The organism is Nonomuraea sp. NPDC052116 (assembly GCF_040680035.1).
Classification (GTDB): domain Bacteria; phylum Actinomycetota; class Actinomycetes; order Streptosporangiales; family Streptosporangiaceae; genus Nonomuraea; species Nonomuraea angiospora_A.
The window spans coordinates 128,810-150,045 of record NZ_JBFAWA010000035.1; the positions used below are offsets into that span (position 1 = coordinate 128,810).

17 protein-coding genes and 1 tRNA gene are annotated in these 21,236 nt (G+C 63.4%); 3 read left to right on the forward strand and 15 right to left on the reverse strand.

What is annotated here, in order from left to right; genetic code table 11:
• Positions 1-313: 313 nt before the first annotated feature.
• The gene (locus tag AB0L65_RS47685; RefSeq protein WP_364260642.1) at positions 314-1,537 is read right to left on the reverse strand and encodes a hypothetical protein; all 1,224 of its coding nucleotides are present in this window, start codon (positions 1,535-1,537) and stop codon (positions 314-316) included.
• Positions 1,538-1,777: 240 nt separating this feature from the next.
• Between AB0L65_RS47685 and AB0L65_RS47690 the strand changes: the two genes are divergently transcribed.
• Entirely contained in the window at positions 1,778-2,389 is a 612-nt protein-coding gene (locus AB0L65_RS47690) for a DUF305 domain-containing protein (protein WP_364260645.1), read from the forward strand.
• 4 nt (positions 2,390-2,393) lie between these two features.
• On the opposite strand, the gene AB0L65_RS47695 is transcribed toward AB0L65_RS47690, so the two are convergent.
• Positions 2,394-2,810: an SsgA family sporulation/cell division regulator gene (locus AB0L65_RS47695; RefSeq protein WP_103958541.1), complete on the reverse strand. Its 417-nt coding sequence runs from the start codon at positions 2,808-2,810 to the stop codon at positions 2,394-2,396.
• 549 nt (positions 2,811-3,359) lie between these two features.
• Here AB0L65_RS47695 and AB0L65_RS47700 point away from each other — a divergent pair.
• Positions 3,360-3,434: transfer RNA gene (locus AB0L65_RS47700), tRNA-Val, on the forward strand.
• Positions 3,435-3,592: 158 nt separating this feature from the next.
• Here the strand turns inward: AB0L65_RS47700 and AB0L65_RS47705 are convergent.
• The 10 genes from AB0L65_RS47705 to AB0L65_RS47750 form a co-directional block, all read right to left on the reverse strand.
• Positions 3,593-4,726 (reverse strand): site-specific integrase, encoded by a 1,134-nt coding sequence (locus AB0L65_RS47705; protein ID WP_364260648.1) that lies wholly within the window; start codon positions 4,724-4,726, stop codon positions 3,593-3,595.
• 4 nt (positions 4,727-4,730) lie between these two features.
• A complete protein-coding gene (locus AB0L65_RS47710) occupies positions 4,731-4,883 on the reverse strand; it encodes a ribbon-helix-helix domain-containing protein (RefSeq protein ID WP_106240258.1) in 153 nt (50 codons plus the stop codon).
• 99 nt (positions 4,884-4,982) lie between these two features.
• Positions 4,983-5,159 (reverse strand): helix-turn-helix domain-containing protein, encoded by a 177-nt coding sequence (locus tag AB0L65_RS47715; RefSeq protein ID WP_364260651.1) that lies wholly within the window; start codon positions 5,157-5,159, stop codon positions 4,983-4,985.
• A 163-nt stretch (positions 5,160-5,322) separates the two neighbouring features.
• A complete protein-coding gene (locus AB0L65_RS47720; RefSeq protein ID WP_364260654.1) occupies positions 5,323-7,152 on the reverse strand; it encodes a cell division protein FtsK in 1,830 nt (609 codons plus the stop codon).
• Complete coding sequence (locus tag AB0L65_RS47725; protein ID WP_364260656.1) at positions 7,149-7,499, reverse strand: hypothetical protein; 351 nt, start codon at positions 7,497-7,499, stop codon at positions 7,149-7,151. Before AB0L65_RS47725 ends, AB0L65_RS47720 begins: the two co-directional genes overlap by 4 nt.
• Positions 7,500-7,530: 31 nt before the next feature.
• The gene (locus tag AB0L65_RS47730; RefSeq protein ID WP_364260659.1) at positions 7,531-7,719 is read right to left on the reverse strand and encodes a hypothetical protein; all 189 of its coding nucleotides are present in this window, start codon (positions 7,717-7,719) and stop codon (positions 7,531-7,533) included.
• Positions 7,720-7,905: 186 nt separating this feature from the next.
• On the reverse strand, positions 7,906-8,097 hold the full coding sequence (locus AB0L65_RS47735; RefSeq protein WP_364260662.1) for a hypothetical protein: 192 nt from the start codon (positions 8,095-8,097) through the stop codon (positions 7,906-7,908).
• Positions 8,098-8,100: 3 nt separating this feature from the next.
• A complete protein-coding gene (locus AB0L65_RS47740) occupies positions 8,101-8,460 on the reverse strand; it encodes a hypothetical protein (protein ID WP_364260665.1) in 360 nt (119 codons plus the stop codon).
• A 302-nt stretch (positions 8,461-8,762) separates the two neighbouring features.
• A complete protein-coding gene (locus tag AB0L65_RS47745; RefSeq protein ID WP_364260668.1) occupies positions 8,763-9,041 on the reverse strand; it encodes a hypothetical protein in 279 nt (92 codons plus the stop codon).
• On the reverse strand, positions 9,038-9,343 hold the full coding sequence (locus tag AB0L65_RS47750) for a hypothetical protein (RefSeq protein WP_364260671.1): 306 nt from the start codon (positions 9,341-9,343) through the stop codon (positions 9,038-9,040). The genes AB0L65_RS47745 and AB0L65_RS47750 overlap by 4 nt, the downstream gene beginning before the upstream one ends.
• Before the next feature lie 230 nt (positions 9,344-9,573).
• Between AB0L65_RS47750 and AB0L65_RS47755 the strand changes: the two genes are divergently transcribed.
• On the forward strand, positions 9,574-11,001 hold the full coding sequence (locus AB0L65_RS47755; protein WP_364260674.1) for a helix-turn-helix transcriptional regulator: 1,428 nt from the start codon (positions 9,574-9,576) through the stop codon (positions 10,999-11,001).
• On the opposite strand, the gene cutA is transcribed toward AB0L65_RS47755, so the two are convergent.
• From cutA to AB0L65_RS47770, 3 genes are all read right to left on the reverse strand, one after another.
• Positions 10,967-11,299, reverse strand: a complete 333-nt coding sequence (gene cutA, locus AB0L65_RS47760) for a divalent-cation tolerance protein CutA (protein ID WP_364260677.1) — start codon at positions 11,297-11,299, stop codon at positions 10,967-10,969. The genes AB0L65_RS47755 and cutA overlap by 35 nt on opposite strands.
• 424 nt (positions 11,300-11,723) lie before the next feature.
• Positions 11,724-12,737 (reverse strand): hypothetical protein, encoded by a 1,014-nt coding sequence (locus AB0L65_RS47765; protein ID WP_364260680.1) that lies wholly within the window; start codon positions 12,735-12,737, stop codon positions 11,724-11,726.
• Positions 12,730-20,193, reverse strand: coding sequence for an RHS repeat-associated core domain-containing protein (locus AB0L65_RS47770; RefSeq protein ID WP_364260683.1), 7,464 nt, complete (start codon positions 20,191-20,193; stop codon positions 12,730-12,732). The genes AB0L65_RS47765 and AB0L65_RS47770 overlap by 8 nt, the downstream gene beginning before the upstream one ends.
• Positions 20,194-21,236: the final 1,043 nt, after the last annotated feature.

Sequence of the window (21,236 nt, forward strand, 5' to 3'; positions counted from 1 at the left end):
TCTTGCTGTTCCGACTTGCTCAGACGACTCCCGCGAGCCCCTAACCGCCCTCACCCAGTGCCGACCGACCGCCCTGCCACCCTCGCCCGGCGGGCGACCGCCCAGCTCACCACCCTCATGCGGGAGCGACCGGGCAGCCCGCCACCTCCACCTGACGGCGACCGAGCAGCCCGCCACCCCCACCCGGCCCGGCACCGGCCGAACGCCCGTCGCGCTCACCCGATGAGTTGCCCCGGGCCGGGTGAGCCGCGCCCCAGCCTGGATAGGCCGGGCCGCGACCCCGGAGTGGCGGCCGGCCCGCCAGTCCTCAGCCTCAGTACGACTTCTGAGTCTGGACGTTGAAATCGTCCATCTTGACCTTCTTGGCCGGATCAGTGAGGGGATCGTTGATCTCCAGGACGTCCAGCCCCTCCATGATGTCGCTGGAGTAGATGTACCCGTTGTAGTAATACGCCGACCAGGACCCGGCGATGCCACCGCCCGGGAACGGGCCGCGCTCGAAGAACCCGATCTCCTTGGGGTTGGCCGAGTCGGTGAAGTCCCAGACCGACACCCCACCCTGGTACCACGACTGCACCATGACGTCCTTGCCCGGCACCGGGATCAGGGAGCCGTTGTGGGCCACGCAGTTCTCGTTCTCCTGCTGATCCCGGGGGATCTTGAAGAACCCGCGCCGCTCCAGCTTGCCGTTCACGATGTCGTACACGGCGTCCGCGCCCTTCGTGCGCGGCGTGTTGCTGTCGCACGTGGCCTGGCCGCCGCCGCCCAGCTCGTCGCTGAACACGACCTTCGTGGCATCGTTGTTGAACGTCGCCGAGTGCCAGATCTGGAAGTTCTCCGTGTCGGTGATCTGCTGGAGGACCTTCGGATTGACCGGGTCGGAGATGTCGAGGAGCACGCCGTCGCCGAAGCAGGCGGCCGCGGCCAGCTTCTTCTCGGGGTACGCGGTGATGTCGTGGCAGCCGGAGGCGAGCTCGGAGTGCTGCCTTTCAGGGAAAATATCCGGCTTCGCCACGATTTTTGCGGACTGAGGCGACTTTGTGGGGATCTCTACGATCTGGATGAGTTCGTGGGGCGGGGGGCAGGTCTTCGACTCGGGCTCGGGGCCGGGCGAGGAGACGTACACGTAGAGCGTTTCCCCGGCCGGGACCATCGTGTGCGTGTGCGAGCCGCAGTCGGTCCTGACCGCGCTGAGGTACTTGGGGCTCTTCTTGTCGCTGATGTCGAAGATCCGCAACCCCTCCCAGTCGCGGCTGTCCTCACCGGAGTCGCACCCCTCACCGCTGCGCGGCTCGTCGATCGACAGGATGAGCAGGTCGCCGTACACCGAGACGTCGTTCTGCTGGGCCGGGCAGGACACCGTGCTCACCAGCTGAGGTTTGGTCGGGTTGCTGATGTCGTAGATCGCGAACCCGCCGAAGTTTCCCACGAACGCGTAATCGCCCTGGAACGCCAGGTCGGTGTTGATGTCGTCCCGTCCGTTCAGCGGGGCGGGCCGGCGCATCTGGGCGACGAGTTTGACGTTGTCACTCGTCATCACGTCACCGGTGGGGGACGGCTTGCCGGCTGGAGCGCTGGTCTCCTGCGTGGAGGTGTCGGGCGTTGAGGGCCCGGACGCCGTCTGCCCCGCCGCGCAGGCGGAGGTTAACAGCAGTACCGTACACAACAACGCTCCGCGCAACTTGGCAGAGATCAACGCGCATTCCCCTTTGTCTCGTAGTTCACTATGGAAGCTATGCCAGTGGGTACGCGCACGCGTGCGGTCTTCATCACAGTTGTGACCACAATCGCCCTTGCCGCCTGCTCTCAGGAGCCCGCCGGTCCTTCCCCCGTGGGCACGGGGGCGCCGGTGATCGTGCCGGGGAGTCCGGGGGCCCCAGGCCGTACCGCGACGCCGGGGGAGCGGGTCGGGCAGACGCCCAGACCGACGGTGGCCTCGGACGTGCGCTTCGCCGAGGCCATGATCCCCCACCACCGCCAGGCCCTGGAGATGACCTCACTGGTGAACGACCGTACGACCACGGACACCATCCGCGCGTTCGCCCGCCAGATCACCGCCGCCCAGACCCCGGAGATCAAGGCCATGACGGGCTGGCTGGCCGAGCTCGGCCGCTCCGCCCCGGACGGTCACACGCACACCCAGGCTTCGGGGTACGGCATGGCGACGCAGGAGGAGTTGAACGCGCTGCGCGCCACCAAGGGGGCGGCCTTCGACCGCATGTTCCTGCAGCTGATGACCAGGCACCACGAGGGAGCGGTCAAGATGGCGGGGGAGGAGCTGGCCGCCGGCCGGGACCAGCGCATGCGGCTGATGGCGAAGGACGTGTACTCGGGTCAGAGCATCGAGATCGCCCGCATGCGCAAAGTCCTGGAAACGCTGCCTGGCTAGGGCGTCAGGAGGGCCAGAGCATGTTGGTCAGCTCGGCGTCGAGGTCCATGTAGTCCGTCTCACGGCCCGCGGGGACCTTCTCGTACGTACGGTGGAGGAACTCGGTGAGCGGGGCCAGCGGCACCTCGAAGAGCGCCTGCCCGAACGGGGATGTGAGACTGATGTGCAGCGTGCGCTCGCCATCGGCACGCGCGGGCCACACCTGCACGTCGCCGTCGCCGACACGCCTCACGATGCCCACAGTGAGCAGTTCGCGAGCAAAGATCCACTCGACCGGCTCGTCATTCCCCACGTGGAAGGCCATGCGTATGGCGTATGGATCGTCGGCTGTGTAACTCAGTCCGGCGAGCAGGGGGACGGTAGTACGGTCGGGGACCACAAGCCGAAGGCCAAGCTCGGCGGAGACGGTGGTGCTGTTCATCGTCAGCCAAACCTTTTCGTCGTAGGTCCCCTCTTCGGGGCTTTCACTGCTCTGACGGACTTCGTCCTGAGCTATGACGCGGAACGAAGAAACCTGTAGGAAAGATTCCGCTCCAGGGGCCTTCTGTAACGCACATCACAGCTGGACATTTAGGCATCTACCAGGCTAAACGGGATCAAATCGGGTCGTATTTACGAGGGTTTTGCGTGTTGTGGAGCCTGTCCCGCCGCGCCGACCATGAACGTTTCTCACCAAAAGATCGCGATCGGTGCCTTACGGAACAGGACGATGGTATGCCACCGACCCACCCCGCCGGTGGGCAACCGCCGCGTTTCACCTGAATCCCTCCCACGGCCCCGTCGTCGTCACCCCGGAACCTCCCCCGATCCTCCCCGGAGCAACCCCAGAGCAACCGCGGAGCCACCTGCGAACCACCTCGCATCCACCCCGCATCCACCCCGGCCCCACCGCCCGGTCGCTTCGCTTCGCCAGCAGGTGCCAGAGTGCGGTATGGTTTTCCCCGTCGGCACCGCAAGGAGCCAACAGGGCGGGCGATTAGCTCAGCGGGAGAGCGCTTCGTTCACACCGAAGAGGTCACTGGTTCGATCCCAGTATCGCCCACCACGAAGATGCAGGTGAGACGGGGTTTCGGAGAGATCCGGAGCCCCGTTTTTCGTGTCTGCAAGTCGATGGGAGCCAATCGGGGAGCCATCTCACTCGGACTCTCTACCCGTGTCGGCTGTCGCCGAAGATGATGTTCATCGTGTGGGCCCCCTTGGTGATCACCGGCCTGAGCTGGTGCCGGTAGACCGCTTCCGTGACGCTGGTGCCCGCGTGCCCGCGTGCCCGACGAGATCGGCGATGGTCTCGATGGGTACGCCCTGGTCACTCATGATCGAGACAAACGAGTGACGCAGCTCGCGGGGCGTCCAGGCGGACCCGATCCCCGCATTCTTGGTGATCTTGCGGAATGCCCGTCGCACGTTTGATGCGTCCAGTTGGGTGCCGACACTCGTGCAGAACACCAGGTTGTGGTCTCGCCATGCCTCGCCGGCCTTGAGTTTGTGGGCGGCTTGGCGGACGTGGTGTTGCCGGAGGGCTTGCGCCGCCAGCTTGGGCAGTTCCAGCGTGCGCCTCGATTTACGGGTCTTGGTGTCACCTCCATCTCGATCGGCGCGCCATACGTAGATGGCGAACTTCCTGTAGTTGAACCCCACTTCGGTCACCGGTCGCCAGGACTTGCTTTCCGGTATCCAGGCGACGACGTGATCCCAGCGCAGCGCGCGGGCTTCCTCGGTGCGGACGCCAGTGGTGAGGCTGATCACCACGTACGCGTGGAGTTCGGACGACTCGGCGGCCCTGAGCACTGCCTCTGCCTGTTGCCGATTGAGTGCTTTACTCGGCCGGCCGTCCGTGCCCTTGGGCGTGGTGACCAGTTCGGCAACGTTCCTGAGCACCATGTCGCGTGCCTGAGCTTGCCGGATGGCTCTCTTGAGCACGCTGTGGATCTCTCGGAGGGTGGTGGTGGCCAGCTTGCCGGCGAGCTGATCAAGCCACTCATCCACGTGATCGGCACGTAGCTGCTGGAGTTTGATCTTTCCCAGCCGTGGGATGACGTGTGTCTCGGCGAGGATGCGTAGCTTGGTGACGGTGTTCTCGGACCGGCCCTTGAGGCCCTTGCTGAGCCAGTCGTTGACGGCATCGCGCACGGTGTAGGTCTCCGATGCGGTGATGCCCGCCTCAAGGTCTTTGACGGCCTTGATCAGCTTGTCCTTGACCGCGGTCTTGGTCCTGCCTTTGCGCTTGAGGCGCTGGCGCTTGCCGTCGGGGCCGAACCCGAGGGAGATGGCTCCGGTGTAACCCTCTCCCTCGGGATAGATGGTCGCTTCGTACTTGCCGATCAGGATTTTGGCCAAGGGATCACCCTTTCTCGTGACGGTTGAGGTACTCCTCGATCGCCTTCCTGATCACCCACGACACATCTCGTTCCTGCGACTCGGCGTACTTGCGGAGACGGTCTTTCAGTTCTGTGTCCACGCGTACGGGAGGCAGGGTCGTTCGGTCGCTCGTCATAGACGGCTTCCTTTCGTGTCATGCAGTTATCAAGAGGCGCCGGCCGGACGGCGGGCTTTGTCTCGCGTCCGGCCTATACGAACGGTGTAGCACGGCGTTCTACGCCTCGTCTATCGGTTCCAGCGAGGAAATGAAGTCGGCAAGGTGCTGGTCGGTGATCCGGCGAAGCTTGCCGATCTTGATGCTCTTGAGCTGCTGTGTGCGGAGTAGGTAGTAGACCTTGTCGCGTCCGATGCTCAGCATCTCTGCGACCTGTTCGACGGTGTATGCCTGCATGCGCATCCCCCCTCTCGGTTTGTCGTGGACGGCTCTCTTCCTTCGCGGGGTTCGCGTGTTTCTGGTTACGGGCTGTGATGGTCCGTCCGTTCGTCCGTCCGTGCCTGTCGCGCCCTATACACGCGCAGACGCGCGGACGGACGCGGACAACGGATGCGGACGATTACGGATCGTGTATCTCGGGGAGGGCGCGCCAGCGTCCCCGCGCGACCTGTTCGACCTGGCGCGCATGGCCTAGTTCTTGGAGGCGTTGGTAGACCCAGGTGCGGCGCATGCCGGTTGCACGTATGAGATCACCGACGCTTGTCCCGTCGTCGGGGGCCTGCCTCAGCGCGGTTGTCAGAGCCTCCTCGGCTTCCCGTACGGCGTTGTCGCGGGCGTGCCGGGGCGACGGTCGGATGGCGGGTTGTGGCGGCGGGGCGGGCGTCTCAGTTGCGCGTTGCAGAGCTTGAGCCGATACCTCGTCGAGGGGCGGGCGGTGTTCGGCGTGCCGTTCGGCGGTGGCCTGTACGCCCTCGTCGTCGAGGAGGTAGGTGCGGGCGCGGCGGGGGATGTCGTGTTCTGGGGAGCTGATCAGGAACTTGCCGGGGGCGTCGAGCTTGTGGGGGTGCCAGCCGGCCTTGACCATGCCCTGGCCCAGGATGAGATCACCGTCGCGGGGTTCCCGGACGCGAAAGCACAGCCGAACATCCATCTGGGAGCGGACCGCGCTCTTGCCCATCGCGTCCTTGGAGGGGCGTTGGGTGGCGGCGATCAGGTTGACGGCTGGGGCGCGGCCACGTCGGGCGATCGAGTCGGCGTAGTCGATGGCTCGTGGTGCCTCGCTGGCCAGCTCGGCGTACTCGTCGATAACGATGATCAGCGCGGGCCTGTCGGCGGACGGCTCCCAGACGCGTTCGCCACGCTTGGTGAGGTCGTCGGCCCGTCCGTCGAGGATGACCACGGCATCGGCCAGCAGGTTCTCTGCCTCTTGCGGGGTGGTGGCCAGGCGATCGATGCACGATGCCCAGGGCATCAGCTCCATGCCGCGCTTGAGGTCGACCGCCCACAAGATGACGTCTTCGCAGGCGGTCAGGTCCCCGAGCAGCACGTTCACGCCGCCTGACTTGCCTGCCCCCGACATGCCCGCGAACAGCCCATGCCGCCGCAGCAGGGGGACGCGGACGGGTGTGCCGTCCTCGAACAGCCCAAGCTTGGCGGGCTGGGTGATCGAGGTGATGGATGGGCCTGGCCAGGCGATGGCGTCGGCGTGCGGGTCGGTTTCGATGACCCGAACATCGGCACGGTTGGCCTGCTTGGTGGCCACCGGTTGGACGCGGATACCACCGCGTGTGGTGCCGAGCGCCGATTCCAGGCGGGGGACGGCGTTGACCGCGTCTTCTACGGTCTGGCCGAGCCCCAGTCCGAGACGGAAGCGGTAGCCCCACAGGTCCACCATCGCGGATTGAACACGGGATCCAGCCAGACCGGCCGCTTTGGCGATGTCGGGCCAGGCGGCCAGGGTGCGCTCGACGCGGACCCGGGCACGTCGCCGGCGGTGCGCCCACCACGGAACGGCCAGCAGCACTCCGCCGATCAGCAGGATCGCCGGTAGCGGCGGTGTGAAGGGGCCATTGCGGGCGGCGGCGGTCAGCCACCCGCCCGCGAACGCCGTGGCAGTCGCCGCATAGCTGCGTTCGATCGGGCGAGTGAGGTTCAACCATCGTCCCCACACGAGCAGCGCCAGTGCCACGGTGGCGGTCAGCAGGGGGACGGTGGGCCACCAGGTCGGGTACCAGATGTGCAGGGTCGCCCCTGCCGCCACGGTGACCAACGCGGCGGTGAGGGGGGCGAGTTCGGATCGGTAGCGCCAGACGGCGCGGGCGATGCCGGCGATGACCAGGGGCGCGAATTCGAGGTCGTCGGTGATAAGGCCGATGGGTTCGACGCCGTAGCGGCGCATGCGGCGGGCGTTGCGCCGCATCTGGTAGCGCGAGGCGCGATGACGGTTCATCGGCCACCACCTGTCGCGCGTCGGGTGTCGGAGTGGCGCTGGAAGTGCAGTTCGTCGCGCACGTAGAACAGGGGGTCGTACTCGCCCTCGTCGTGGGCTGCGAGGGTGGCCCGGATGGCGGCGATCAGGTTGGCGCGCTGGTAGCGGGCGGTGGACAGCTCGGCGCGGAGACGGTCGATGTCGGTGATCAGGGCGGGAGCGTCGGCCAGGGCGTCGAAGATGTGGCGCCACAGGTGGTCGAGAGCGGGGGCGGACTTGGCGAATGCCGTTAGCAGTTCGGCGGCGGTGGTGTTGCGGGTGGCAGCTCCTTGGAGATCAGCGTGTGGGTAGGGGTGGCGTTGGGTCATTAAGCATCACCTTCTTCGGTTGGCGGGCAGTTCAGTGGCCGGTGATCCAGCTCAGGGCAGCCTGGATAACGGCGCGGATGTCGGGTGCGAGCGTGGTGGCGGCCAGCAGGAAGCCGAACAGCAGGCAGATCAGCGCGTGCCACCAGCGCAGGCCCAGATAGCGCCAGGCGATGAACACCACCGCACCGACCACAAGCACCAGCGGGACAGTCACCGTCATGAGGGCTTCACCTCCTCTCACGGGATCTCGCGGGGGACTGGGGATGGGGCTAGATGCCGTCGTGCCGGGACTTGCGGCGGCACCAGCGCCCAGCGAGCGCGGCACTTGCGGCACCGCAGGGTTCCGGGCGTGGCGGCTCCGCACAGGCATCGGCCAGGCTGGAATGGGAGGGCTCGCATCAGGGGTTCACCTCCTCCCGGGACAGGCGGCTGGCGGGCAGTGGTGGGCGTGGGTGCCCAGGAGGCGGCGGCTCAGGATTCCGGTGGGGGCGTGGCGGCGGTCCTCGGCGCGGATCACGGTGACCAGCACCGCGAACAGCGTCAGCGTGCCGAGCGACAGGGCCAGGCCCAGGAACACGACGAACAGTCCGAGGTCCATCGCTCACGCCCCCTCGGTCTCGTCGAGGGTGATCGCGTCGCGGTAGGAGTCCAAGGCCTGGATGCGGGCCATGGCCGCGTGCGTGACGTGGAGGGCTTCGTAACAGACCGCGCCGAACGTCGCGCAGGCGACGTGATGTCCTCGCTGGATTGTGGGCGTGACGCCCAACAGCGCGGCCACCCGCCCGACTTCGGCGATCGCCTCCGCCTCCGTGGTCGCGTCGGTGTCGTAGAGCGTGTGGACCGACACCCGCACTGTCCGGTACCTGGGAACGGGCACCTGCGAGTGACTGTCCAGGAAAGCGGCGAGCGTGCGCAATCCCGCGATCAGGTCGCGGCGCTGGTGGCGCTGAGCTGGGCTCATCTAGATCACTTCCCTTCCGTTTCCGGTGACCTACGAGGCGAAAGTAGGTTTCGGGGAAGGGGTGAACCCATCGCGCGATGTGATCGTGTAGTGAGATCAAAAACATCCGGCGATGAGATGGATCAGATCCTGCGGTGAGATAAACCCCAGCTCACGACGCCAGACGCAAAGGGACCCCCGACAGAGCCCTTGGGAACTGGCACTCTTTCGAGCGCAGAGGGCTCTGCCGGGGGCGTTGACGCGACGATGCGGGACGCGGTGGCACAGGTGTGAGCGAGCCCGGTCAACCGCACCGTCGCGCGTCAGGGCGGCGGCAGCGCAGGATTCTCAGCAAGCGCCGACCGTGCGTCTTCCGCTTCGGTCCAGGCCCGGACTCGCGTACGGATACGAGAGTCCAAGTACAGGTGATACAGCGAGGTGGCGTTGTAACCCTGACGGCAGTCATCGATATTCAGATCGAAAAGGTCGAGGAACGCGGCCTTCGAAAGCGGGCTGCACCATGCGTGACTCTTCCCCAGCTGGGACGCTTGATCGGCCACCGGATGGGCTCGGCTCCACTTGCTCTGTGCCATCTCGATCACGACCTGTCCAGCGCAGCGCGAAGATCCCTGTACCGGGCGGCGATACGTCGCGCAGCCCTCTTCGGGTCGGTCGTGGAATGCCAGGCGTAGATGGCGCGGGCGCGGCGGTCATTCCAGCCGGCCAGCCACCAGAAGAGATCACCGTTGGTCCAGACGAGCAGGCCACGCCATACCGACACCACAGCCAGCCCGTAGCCGTCGTGCACATCGGTTGTGATCCCGTGCACGGCCAGCTCCCGTTGTAGCTGATCGGCAACGGCGACGATGGGGTTGAGGCGATACGCCTCGTGCTCCCCGGTCATGCTCTGGCCCTCCCGCAACTCCGCTTTCCGAGCAAAGAACAGGCGGAAGCCAGACAAATGCGGGTCTTCGGCTCTGCCTCAGATCAGCCCTGACCTGCGCCACGAACTGATGTGAGGTTTCCAAGTAGACCGGTTCTGCAGAATCTCACCGTGATATCTCACGGTGTGATGGACTTGAAGAGCTTCACTTCTCTCGAAAGGCTGCGCTACCAGGGGAACGGAACGCCGCCATGACTATGGATCAAGAGCGGGCACGACAAGTTCTTGAGACTGTTTTTGCACGTCAAGACGTGGAAGACGCGTGCAAACGCCGTGATCTGGGCGGGTTAATCCGCATCCTCACCAAGTACGGCATCACCCAAGGCCAGATCGCCCATCTCACCGGGAGGCCCCAGGGCCGCATCAGCGAGTACAAGAGCGGCAAGCGCATCCCGACCGCAAAGCATACATTTGAGGCGTTCGCTGATGGTTTGGGCATGCCTGCCCACTTGCGTCGCCATTTGGGACTGTCGTCCTCTGGCGGCAGGGCCGGTGCACAGGTCGTCAGTGACGGGGTCCAGATCCCCACAGACACTTTCGACTTGCAGCTCTTCGCTGAAGCGATCGGGAAAAGGGGTGAGCCGTTGAAACGCCGCGAATTGCTAGCCATGGTCGCACAACTCGGTGCCCAGTCAGCTCTAGCTCAAAGTGAGGCATGGGAGAAGGTCGCATTCGCCCTGTCCAGGCCGAGCGCACTTGACGAAGCGGTAGTGCGGGAACTGGAGGCCAGATCCGCCGGCTTCCACCGTCTCGAAGAAATGCTCCCCGCACATACGATCTTCAAAGGGCTTGCGGCCCACCTGAATGAGGTCGGCACCATCCTGAACGGCACCGCGACCGATCCCAAAGACGAGCTTCGCCAACGCTTGATCGTCGTGGCGGGAGAAAGCAGCGTACTGGCCGGCTGGATCGCGACAGATCTAGGAAACGTATCCGCTGCCCGGAACTTCTACGACACAGCAGAGAAAGCCTCCAAGGAGGCAAACGACCCAGCTATCATCGCCTGCGCGTTCAGATACAGGAGCTACATACCAAGCGGCAAAGGAAACCACGGGCGGGCGCGCGCACTCCTGGCAACCGCGCTACAGCATCTGCCCAGGGAGACATCACCTGGAACCACATCGTGGCTGGCCGCAAGGCATGCGGAAGAGAGCGCCGCACTAGGGGAAAAGGAAGCAGCCCTTCGATCGTGGGCTGACGCCAACGAGGCGTTCAATATCGCGGATCCAGAAGAGGACCGCGTATGGACAAGATTCCTAGACCGGGATCGCCTTGACTCCTTCCAGATCTCCACCTATGCCCAAATCGGCCGACTGGATGAAGCCGAGCGGGTAGCGCGTGCTGTCATAGCGCGCTTGCCAGAGGTGGAACGAAAGCGCGCAGGCATCATTCTTGGCGACATTGCCACAGCTCATCTCGTGCACGGCTCGGTGATGGAAGCTGTCAAAGCAGCCAGAGAGGGTCTTGCGATCATTCGTGAAACGGAGTCCGGTATCTGGCTGCCGCGATTCATCGTCCTAGCGGAGTCGCTCAGGCGCTGGCAGACTCAACCGCCAGTCCGCGCGTTCCTAGAAGAATTGGCCATCACGAAGCGTCAATTCTCCGCGTCTCCTCACTAATCCAGTCCAGATAATCATCGCTTCCTGCAATAATTTCGGTTGTAATGATTTCCGGCGTCTCGTAACTGTGGTTGGCCTTGATGTGGCTCTCAAGCGCGGCAAGCAGAGTATGCGTAGTCGTGATAACCAACTGCCATTCCTGCTCGTCACGCAAAGAGCCTTTCCACCAATACAAGGACCGAATCGGCCCGACGATCTGCACACCAGCGGCCAGACGTTGCGAGGTGATGCTACGCGCCAGAGCAGCACCCTCGTCGGCATTCGGCACAGTGGTTAGGACCTGTATGTAACCTTTCACAACCCAGTTCCCCTTGAGTCGAAGGTGTGATCACGTAGGGCCCTACTGTAGAGCCGATCGCGTTCGCATCCACCCGGGGGACTCGGTCGTCGCCAACGCCTCCGGAACGAATGTTGGGTAGCTACCATCATTACGGTTCCGCTGACAATCCTGACTGCCGTACTCACAATCTCTCGTCCCGGAAATAATCAACGGAGACCTGCACATAGTTAGCTCGGTCGGCCGTTCTGGGACTATCCAGAAGGAACTCCATTCGGGACTGGAGACCTCGGCGCCCCCGCAGCGTCATACAATGGCCCGCCCCAATCCTGTGGGGGACATTACGGGCAGTCCATGAAGCCACTCACGAAACCCAGCCAAATGAAAATAGAGGTTGAGCACAAGACGTCGGCCCCCATGCTAAAAAATCGCTATCAATACATCCTCACACCTGCCAAATATCTCTTATCTTTCCGTCGCGATCGGGAGTTACGCCGACGATCTGGCGTCCTTCATCGCAATCTTCCGGATCGAAGAAAAATGTCATCTTACCTTTTTGGTCCGCCAGCATCTCTTGTAGAGAATTGAAAGACGTGAACGGACGGACCGCAAGTTTGAAATCTACGCCTGTGGCCCCCCTTGACCAAATGAGTGGCTGTTCATCCAATGGCACAGACAAGTATTCACATATGTCGATAAGCGCATTGGGTCCCGGATTAATGGAAAATTCCTCTACGTCCACCAAAGCGGTTATCAGCGAATTTGGCGAAAGATGGCGCTCTACAACTTGGGGAGAACTGCTTGGTACTTGATAGAAGGTTCGCCCGTATAGGCCATACGCCCACCGCTCAATAATAGTTATGTGATCAACACGTCGATCTCGCCCCAGCTTCTTTACATCGTGCCAAAATTCGACGTTAACCGGCTGGAGTGTCTCGGGCGAATCCGCGCTGATCTCGAACATGTCCGCAAAGTCAGAGTGTCGAACGTGTAGACCGAATTCTTCTATTTGCGATACTACGGCAGTATCTGAGTCCCTTACCGCAAAATGCATGTGCATATCTTGCCCGAAAGCAATTCTAAGCCTGTCCTTGTATGCCAGCTCTGAGAATACTCGATACTCACGCAGCATCGTCCTGCATAGAATCTCCACTTCCGGCAAGGTGAGATTCTGACCAGCATGGAACTTCGAGATCCACCAGGGAAGCGGGGCCCATGCCGATGGGTAGCAAACTTCCAGTTCTCTTGCCCGCACCGTAGTCGCAAGGAGTCGAACCACGCTTATAAACGTATTCTCAATGTTGAGATATTGAGAGAGCGTAAATCTTTCGTCGCCAAAGCTTCGACCCGTGTCAGATATGGCGCTCCACGCCTCGCCGCTGGAAGCCTGATTGCTGGAATCTCGCAGAGCGATAGCGTTCGGATGTTTAGATACAGTGAAGGCATGCATATCATTCATGGGTCCATACTAACCCATATCCGCCGTTTGGCAACTTCCCAAGGTCATAGCCGCCCTCACGGGTCTTTTTGCTGAACAAGTCTTCCGGCCTGCTAGCGCCCTTGAAAATTGCACCATTATGTCCACCTTCATCCCATGATATATATTTCGGCCCGCTGCATCCCTTCTTGCATTCCCATACGCGCTGTCCCTTGGGGAAACCTTTGCCTCGAGCGGGCGTGTATCCGAGCCATTTAGCCAATTGTTCGGCTTGTGATTTCGGTACCACCTGGCCCGCAACTCTTCCCGATCCGGCGGCGAACTTTACTTTCTGTACTTTCGATAGATCGTGTATGACATCGGCAACCTTGGGCATATTTGCAAGGAATTCTTTTGCGCCCTTCAGTTCAAGGCCGCCAAAGATCTCTCCCACCACAAACGCGCAGGCCAGCAGGTCGCCGGACTCGCACCCCTTAATGTCAGAAGCCATGAAGTCTATAAATTTATAGAGGGCAGATTCTTTGAGTTTCCCGGTTATGAGATTCTGCCACTGCTTCTCCGATATGCCTAGAATTTGCGCTAGGGTGCCGCAGTCATGAGTCCCTTTTCCGGGTGTAGGGGGGACACATTTTTTCACAAACTCCTTTGCGCCTTCGATCTGCTGAATTGCCTTGCGCCAGACTTCGCAGGTCTTTTTGCCGAGAGTCTTCTCGCATTCATTCCAATTCATCGGCGCTTCAGAGATCTTACGCGACCCTGCGCCGAACGCCGCCCCTTTGCCAAACCCTGCGCTGGAATTCCCTAAACAGCGGCCGCCTTCTATACAGCTGATGAGGTTTTTAAGTTTCGGTATGAGCCGCAGCTTCCCAAAGCGGTCTTCGTTGTCGCCTGCTAGCGCGGCTGGATCGATTTCGAGGCCGCCACAGCTGTCGTGGATGGCGAGGCACGCGATGGCTCCTCCTCCGGCACCGCCGATAGATTTGCAGCCCCCGATATACAATCCGCTTCCTGCGCACCCTCCACTCACGATGCCGTGCTCGGCGTAGATGCCCACCGCCGTCTGGTAGTCCACGCCGGGGACGTAGGGCGCGCCCCATGCTCCGCCGACACTGCCGGCGTCGATGGTGGAGTGACCCGTGGGGTCGATTCCGGTCAGGGGAGAGGCATCGGCGTAGGTGTAGCGATTGGCCCGCACCGACGGGGCAGGGTCGAGATTGGCGGTGTCGCGACTGGCGAAGGTGCCGGTGCCCGGCTGGTACCAGCGGGCGTGCATGTTGACCTTGCCGGTTTCCGGGTCGATGTATTCGCCCTGGTAACCGAGGTTGCTCCGGTCTCCTGTCTGCGCGGCGATCTCGCCGAAGGGACCGTAAGAGGTGGATGTCGTGACGGCGGTTCCGCTGTACGTGCCGATCAGGTCGCCGTGGAGATCGCTCAGGGTACCGGCCGCCGGCGCTGTGCCTTCTTGGAGGCTGAGCAGCCCGCCGAAGGCGTCGCGGGCGTACTTGGCCTGGAGAGTGCCGCTGACGCTGATGGCGGCCAGGTCGTTGCTGAGTCCGGCGTACAGGTGGGTCTGCTTGGTGGGGCCGCTGATGCGGGAGGTGACGCGGTCGAAGACGTCGTAGGCGTACACGCTGTCGCCGTCGGCGATGAGGCGGTCGAAGGCGTCGAAGGTGAGTTGGGTGGCGGTGCCGTTCTTGGTCTGGCTCGCGAGGGTGCCGCGGGCGGTGTAGGTGTAGTCGGTGCCGTCGCCGTTGGTGAGGCGGTTGCGTTCGTCGTAGGTGAAGGTCTTGTCGCCGACCTTGGTGCGGTTGCCGGCGGCGTCCCATTCGTACGTGGTGGTGCCACCGGGGGCGGTCCAAGAGGTGAGGCGATTGGCGTGGTCGTAGCCGTAGGTGTTGGTGCCGGAACCGGCCAAGCCGGTGGTGGTCTTGGTGGTGAGGTTGTCGTCCTTGTCCCAGCCGTAAGTGATCTTGGCGATTTCCGCGCCGGCGCTGTTCTTCAGGGTTTGGGAGGTGGCGCGGCCCAGGTCGTCGTAGCCGAAGATCTGGGTATTGGCGGGGTTGGCTGAGGTGAGGGTTTCGACGCGGTTGGCTTTGTCGTAGGCGTAGGTAAAGGTGCGGCCGGTGAGCGGGTCGGTGGCCGTCTTCAGGCGATCCGCGTTGTCCCAGGTGAAAGTGGTGGTACCGGCGGCGTCAACGCGCTGGGCAAGGTTGCCGTTGTCGTCGTAGGCCATTGTCGTCGGCTGGGCGGAGGGCTGGGTGAGCTTGGTGAGCAGGCCGCGGTCGTTGTATTCGAGGGTGTAGTCCCCGGCCGCGGTCAGCTGTCCCGCGGTGTCGTAGCCGAAGGTGCGCTGGGCGGTGGCCGCGCCTCCGCCGCTGCCGTCCTCTTGGGCGAGGCGGCCGAGGTGGTCGAAGGTACGGATGATCTGCACGCCGCCGGGCTGGGTGACGCCCGTGTTGTTGCCAGCCTTGTCGTAGCCGTAGACCCAGGTGCGGTCGGCCTCGTTGGGGTGCTGGGTGGTCGCCGGTTCGATGACCTTCTCGATCAGGCCGAGGCTGTTGTAGGTGGTCCAGGTGGTGTTGCCACGACCGTCGGTCAGCTTGGTACGGGCGCCGTTGGCGTCGTAGCCGAACCGGGTCACGATCTCCTTGTTCGCGGAGACCGGCTCGGTGAGCGTGGTGAGCCGGTTCAGTGCATCGAAGCTCTGCTGGGTGGTGTGCTGTTCGGCCGAGGTCTGACTCGTCGGGTTGCCGGCCAGATCGTAGCCGATCTTGGTGGAGCGGAGTGTGGTGCCGGAGCCGTTGAGGCCCTTGACCTCGATGGGGCGTCCGGCCAGGTCGTAGCTGGTCTCGGTGGCGTTGGCGGTGGCGTCGGTGACCCGAAGCGGGCGACCGGCCAGGTCGTAGGTGCTGGTGGTCTTGTTCTGGGCAGGGTCGGTAGTGCTCTCGATCTCGCCTGCAGCGTTGGGGACATATTTGGTGATCTTGCTGCCGGGGCCGGGCTCGACTGCCTGGATGAGCATTCCGGCGTCGTTGTAGGTCAGCTTGGTGGTGTAGGCCGCCGTGGTGGGCTTACGCTCGATCACCGTTTCGGTGATCTTGCGGCCCAAGTCGTCGAAGGTCGCCTCCATGCGGGCGCCGTTGGGGTCCACGGCGGACAGTTGCTCGCCCACCAGGTTGAACTCGGCGATCCAGGCGCCACCGGGGCCGGACGGGCCGGGGTCGATCTGGCGGACCGGGTTGCCGAGCGCGTCGTAGTGCGTGGTGGTGACATAACCGCGTGGGTCGGTGGTGGTGGTGCGGCGGCCGGCTGCGTCGTAGCCGTGCGAGATTGTCGGGGTGACCGCCGTACCGCCGGGCGGCGTGTAGGTCGGCATTGTCAGGTTCACGGCCCGGCCTGCCTTGTCAAAGGCAGTAGTGATCGTGCCGCCTTCGGCGTCGATCGTGTTTGTCTGGTTGCCGAAGGTGTCGTACCCGGCGCGAGCAGTTGGACGGATGGCGGACGACTGTGTGCCTGCCTTGCCCACCTCCACGTTGGGGGCCTTGGTCTCGATCTGGCGACCGAGCGCGTCATAGGTGTTGGTGGTGGTGTAGTCGGCGGCGGTAGCACCGTCGGCGTTGCCGCGCGGGTCGGTGATCGCGGTGATGAGGCCGCGGTCGTCGATCGTCCATGTGGTGACGAGGTCTTGGGTGCCGTTCTCGATCGTCTGGCGGGTACGCAGGCCTGCGGCGTTGTAGGCGTAGCTGACGATCTCTTCGCGGGTGCCGCTGGTGGCACCGGTGCGTGTTTCCTTCGTGATCAGGTTGTTGGCGTCGTAGACGTAGGCGGTTTTGCGCTTGAGCTTGGCCGGGTCCAGCGTCGTCGACGTGAGCCTGCCTGCTGCGTCGTAGATGCTCTCTGTGGAGGTGATACCCACGCCAGTGATGGGGTCCGCCCCGATCACCTGCTTGATGAGGTTGCCTGCCGCGTCGTAGGTGTCGGCTTTCAGCACTACGTCTTTGGTTGTGGTGGAGCCGTTCAGCTTGACATCGTCGCCGGTTACCTGCGCCTGGCGGTTGTCGCCGTAGTACGTGTAAGAGGTCTTGCGGCCCATCGCATCCACCTGCGCCGCAAGACGGCCGCCGTCGTCGTAGGAATACGACTCCAGGACGATCTCCTTGGCCGGCTGCGGGTTGACCGGGCTGCCGGTCCAGTTCATCAGCTTCCGGGAGGCCAACTGCCCGCGCTCGGTATAGGTGTAGCCGAAGATTGAGCCGAGCGGATCTGTGACCGTTTCCTGCAGGCCTAGCTTGTTCCAGGTGGCGCGGACCACGCCGCCCGCGGGGTCGGTGAGGCTGTCCTGACGGCCGTGGGCGTCGTAAGCGTAAGTGACGGTCCGTGAGGCGTCGCCGCCGGTCAGATCGCTCACGGACTGGGTGAGCGGGTTGCCGTCCGCGTCATAGGTGTACGTCGTCTTGGCGGTGTGGGTGACGCCGCTGATCTCGTTCTTGACGGCCGAGTCGGTCTGCGTGGCGGGCCGACTGGCATCATCGTAGGTGAAGGTGGTCTTCACCCCGCTGGGGTGGGCAGCGGAAATCTGGGTGCGCCCGATCGCGCGCCCGAGCGAGTCGTAGTCCAGCTTGGTGATCAGCCCGGACGGGTCAATCTGCTCGGCCAGGTCGCCTGAGGCGGTGTAGCGCAGCTCGGTGACGTTGCCCTTGGGGTCCTTGCGGGTCTTGACCAGGCCAGCCGGGGTGGTGCCGCCGCCAATGGCCGGCTCGGTGCCGTCGGTAAAGGCAACGGTGGCAGAGCGACCATTGGGGAAGTCGGGAGTGGCCGGCGTGGTCTGCTTGGTTTGCTCGCCGTAGGTGTTGTACTCGACCACAGTGGCGTACGTGTTGTCGGTATCGCTGGCCGAGCGGGCATCGCGGACCTTGACCACGTGATCGTTACGTGGGTCGAATTGGTCGGCGTCGTTGAGGTAGTACTCGATGCGGACGATTTGGCAACTGTCCACGTCGCGGCAGGTCCTCTGCGAGATGGCATTGCCGCGCTTGTCATTCTCTAAAGAGACGGCGTTGTTATTCGCGTCGACAACTTCGCTCAGGTAGCCGCCAGTGTCATAGCTGTAGTTGGTCTTTTTGCCGAGTTGGTCGGTATGGGTGACGATCCGGTAGCCACGCCAGGCGTCATGCACCGAAACGAGGGGCTTCAAGTTCGGGTCCGTCACTGTAACCGTGGAGAGCCCGGTTTCCTCGTCGTGGACCAGGTCGCTGAGTTGCCAGGTACCGCCGTTGTCGTCGGTGTGGGTTTTGATCCGATCGGTGAGGGGGTCGTAGGTGTTGGCGGCCCAGATCCGGCCCGACGGCAACGTGATCTTCGTGAGCTTGTGCAGAGCCTCCGCCCGAGCTGCGTAGTGGCGGGCGATCTCGGCTGGGGATAGCGGGCGGTCATAGACGGCAAGCTCGTCGACCGTTGCGGATATGCCGCCGAGCGTCATGTACTCGGCGTAGTAGGAACTTGTGTTGGTGATCTCTCCGTTGAAGGTGCCGACGGCGACACCGTCCACATACAGCGTCTGCCGGTCCCCGGCGGCGGTCAGCACGGCATGGTGCCAGGCATTGTCCTTGACCGCAGCGGTGGTGACGATGCGGGAGGCGGCGTCGTAGCCGGCCGCCAGTTTGCCGTCGGTGGTGACCTGCAGCATTGGGAAGTTCTGGAAGGTGCCGTCGACGGTCATGATGGTTCCGCTGGCGGCGGTTTTGAACCAGGTCTCTATCGAGGCCCAGGCGCCGGCCCGGGGAATGATCCCAGCGGGGAGGTGGATCGCACCGGTGGTGGAGGCAGGGATGCCGACTGCGGTGTCCGGCGTTCCAGCCAGCGCGCCGGGCTGGCTCAAGGTGTAATCGCTGTTGTAGAAGGCGTCATCCAGCCAGCCCAGGTCCTTGGCACTCCGGCCTGTGGTTTCCCCGAACCGCCAATATCCCATCGGGTCGGAGTCCAACACGGTGCTGCGATACAGCGACCCGGGATTATGGCTGTAGACGGTGCATCCCTGCGCCGGGTTGCACACCTTCTCCAGCACGTCGCCGTTGTAGGTGTAATTCCATGTCAACGGCTTGCCATCGACCGGGTCCGTCGTCACTGTACCGACGTGTGCGCCGCTCCAGGTGAAGCTGAGCGACCGTCCTCCGGGCGCGGTGGCCTTCGCGAGCTTGCCGTCGCTGCCGTATTGCAGGTTCTGGGTGCGGCCACGCTGGTCGGTCACCTTCAGCAAACGCCCGCTGCTGTCGAACACGTACGAAGTGGAGGACTTGTCCATCAACCGCCAGCTGCCGTCGGCGTTCTTGGCAAGGGTGGCGAACATACCTGGCGGAGGCTGATAGGCGCCGTCACTCTTCTTGGCGAAGCGCACCTGACGCCCGTCTGGATACGTCACCAGCACGGACGCGAGCCCACGAATGCTCTCCTCCACCACGCTCATGTCCCAGCGAGTGGACCAGCCCGCGCCGAAGACGCCGTCGCGGCGTGAGTCCATGCTGTTGTAGGAGCGCACCACCGATAGCGGCGGCCCGGCTACCGGCACCTGGACGTCGGTGAATGTGGTGGTGTAGTTGCCGGACGCCTGGTGGAATTCCTGTCCGTTCACGCCGGGGGTGGACAACTGCGAGGTGATCGTGGGCTGGCGCACCCCGACGATGAAAGTCCGCGCTTCCGAGTATGAGCTTTGGCCGCCGATGGTGGAGGCGTCCGTCGCCTTGAGCCGCCACCAGTACTGGCGCCCCCAGGCCAGCGCGCCTTCCGGCAGGGTGACGCTGCCGGCTGATGACCAGCAGCAGTCGTTGTACGTGCGGCAACTGCCCAACGTCGGGCTCTCACACACCTCGAAGTCGAAGCTGATCGTGCCGCCCGACCACGTGATGGCGGTAGCACTAAACGTAGGCTCAGTGGTCATCAACTGCAGGCCGTTGTCCGGCTCCATCGAGATGATGGATGGCGCAGGCGGCGGCGGGCAGTTGCCGATCAACTGCCATCCCGTGGGCTCTTCGTGCGGCGGATAGAAGTTGAGATTGGCAGGAATGTTCTGAGTGGCTCTCCAGATCCGCCCGCCCGAGGAAACATACGTGCCGACTGCAACGTATACGCTTCGCCGCCACGGCTCATACGACCCACACGGCGGCTCAGCCGCCAACTGAGCCATGAACGCCGAAGCACTGCTCACAGGTTTGCCGGAAGCCCTCTTCTCCCGCGTGACACCTGCACGCTTCTCCTGCGGCAGGGCCTTCTTTGACGTCTTGGTCGCTTTGCTCGGCGTACCGGTCGCGGCAGAAGCGCGCGTCGCCTCACTCGAGGTGAGCGTGGGCAACGTCTTCGTGGACCCGAAAGCCTGCTTTGGCGTCTCCAAAGGGCCTTGAAATGCCGCGGCCGTGACAGGGGTGGTCGCATCCGCGACCGCCGGTAAGGGTTGAAGGAAGAGCAAGCCGGGCATCAGGCTCATGAGAATGGCGGCTACTACCGCACGCATTCCTCCAGAACGAGCCCATGCCAAATTCCGGCCCATACGTCGTCACGCTCCGAACCACAACGAGGGGCACCCGAAGGGGTGCCAGACGTCGCTCCACCCCACCCGGCAGGGACGTCCTGACTCGTGCGGCTCTGGAGCACTGACCAAACGGGCAAAGCGTAACTTTCGCAATATCAGACAACAAGAGTCATCTCAGCTATCAAACTGGCACGGAGTGCGACGTACCGGATGAAAGCTCGCAGCCATGGGTCACGCACCGTGGAGTGGTGGCTCGGCCTGTTCGCACGTGGTTTGCCGTACGTCGTAGCCGTCTTAGAACCAGCAGGTTCTAGTCCGTCTAGCTGGCTGCCGGATTGGATCCTTGATCCCTAGAACATCCGGTTGAGCAGGCGATTTCCGTTACGTTGCCGGTAACCGTCGGCTCACTCCCACGTGCGTGGGGAGGACGCGATGCCTGCGCTGGCGTCATCGACGTATTGCGGCCTATCCCCACGGAGGCCGCGCACCGACGATGGCACCGTCACGGTCGACCCCTTGAGCGAGCAGGGGCGAGGCGCATGGGTGCAGATCGTGGAACCTGATGCGGTCGGCAGCGTCCTCAGGAAAATGTCGCCATTGCCGCCGAGTACTCGTTGATCTTGCTGGTCGTAAGGTTACTCTGCCGCCCCTCCGGAGAGGAGCAACGGGAGCCAATTTTGGGAGCCACCGCCTTGCGGCTCCCTCAGACTTCCCGCGCTCTCTCCGGAGGGTTCTGCAAGGTGAGAGGCACCCGATCGACTCGAATCGACATCCTCAGACTCCCCGGTGTTCCTTCACACCGAAGAGGTCACTGGTTCGATCCCAGTATCGCCCACCAATGTCAAGGGCCACATCCCAACATGGGACGTGGCCCTTTTGATCTTTCAGGTGACTAGGGCATGTATTGAGTCGTGATCAATGGGTGGTTTCGGGTGAGGTCCTTGATCCAGATCATTGAGGCGCGCAGGTAGAGGCCGGCGAGGTAGCTGTCCGGGGTC

Excerpts from the sequence above, each read along its gene's own strand:
- AB0L65_RS47695 (WP_103958541.1), bottom strand. The coding sequence starts at position 2,810 with ATGAACAGCACCACCGTCTCCGCCGAGCTTGGCCTTCGGCTTGTGGTC.
- AB0L65_RS47735 (WP_364260662.1), bottom strand. The coding sequence starts at position 8,097 with ATGGACCTCGGACTGTTCGTCGTGTTCCTGGGCCTGGCCCTGTCGCTC.
- AB0L65_RS47755 (WP_364260674.1), top strand. The coding sequence starts at position 9,574 with ATGACTATGGATCAAGAGCGGGCACGACAAGTTCTTGAGACTGTTTTT.
- AB0L65_RS47685 (WP_364260642.1), bottom strand. The coding sequence starts at position 1,537 with ATGACGAGTGACAACGTCAAACTCGTCGCCCAGATGCGCCGGCCCGCC.
- AB0L65_RS47720 (WP_364260654.1), bottom strand. The coding sequence starts at position 7,152 with ATGAACCGTCATCGCGCCTCGCGCTACCAGATGCGGCGCAACGCCCGC.
- AB0L65_RS47740 (WP_364260665.1), bottom strand. The coding sequence starts at position 8,460 with ATGAGCCCAGCTCAGCGCCACCAGCGCCGCGACCTGATCGCGGGATTG.
- AB0L65_RS47765 (WP_364260680.1), bottom strand. The coding sequence starts at position 12,737 with ATGAATGATATGCATGCCTTCACTGTATCTAAACATCCGAACGCTATC.
- AB0L65_RS47715 (WP_364260651.1), bottom strand. The coding sequence starts at position 5,159 with ATGCAGGCATACACCGTCGAACAGGTCGCAGAGATGCTGAGCATCGGA.
- AB0L65_RS47770 (WP_364260683.1), bottom strand. The coding sequence starts at position 20,193 with ATGAGCCTGATGCCCGGCTTGCTCTTCCTTCAACCCTTACCGGCGGTC.
- AB0L65_RS47725 (WP_364260656.1), bottom strand. The coding sequence starts at position 7,499 with ATGACCCAACGCCACCCCTACCCACACGCTGATCTCCAAGGAGCTGCC.
- AB0L65_RS47730 (WP_364260659.1), bottom strand. The coding sequence starts at position 7,719 with ATGACGGTGACTGTCCCGCTGGTGCTTGTGGTCGGTGCGGTGGTGTTC.
- AB0L65_RS47750 (WP_364260671.1), bottom strand. The coding sequence starts at position 9,343 with ATGACCGGGGAGCACGAGGCGTATCGCCTCAACCCCATCGTCGCCGTT.
- AB0L65_RS47710 (WP_106240258.1), bottom strand. The coding sequence starts at position 4,883 with ATGACGAGCGACCGAACGACCCTGCCTCCCGTACGCGTGGACACAGAA.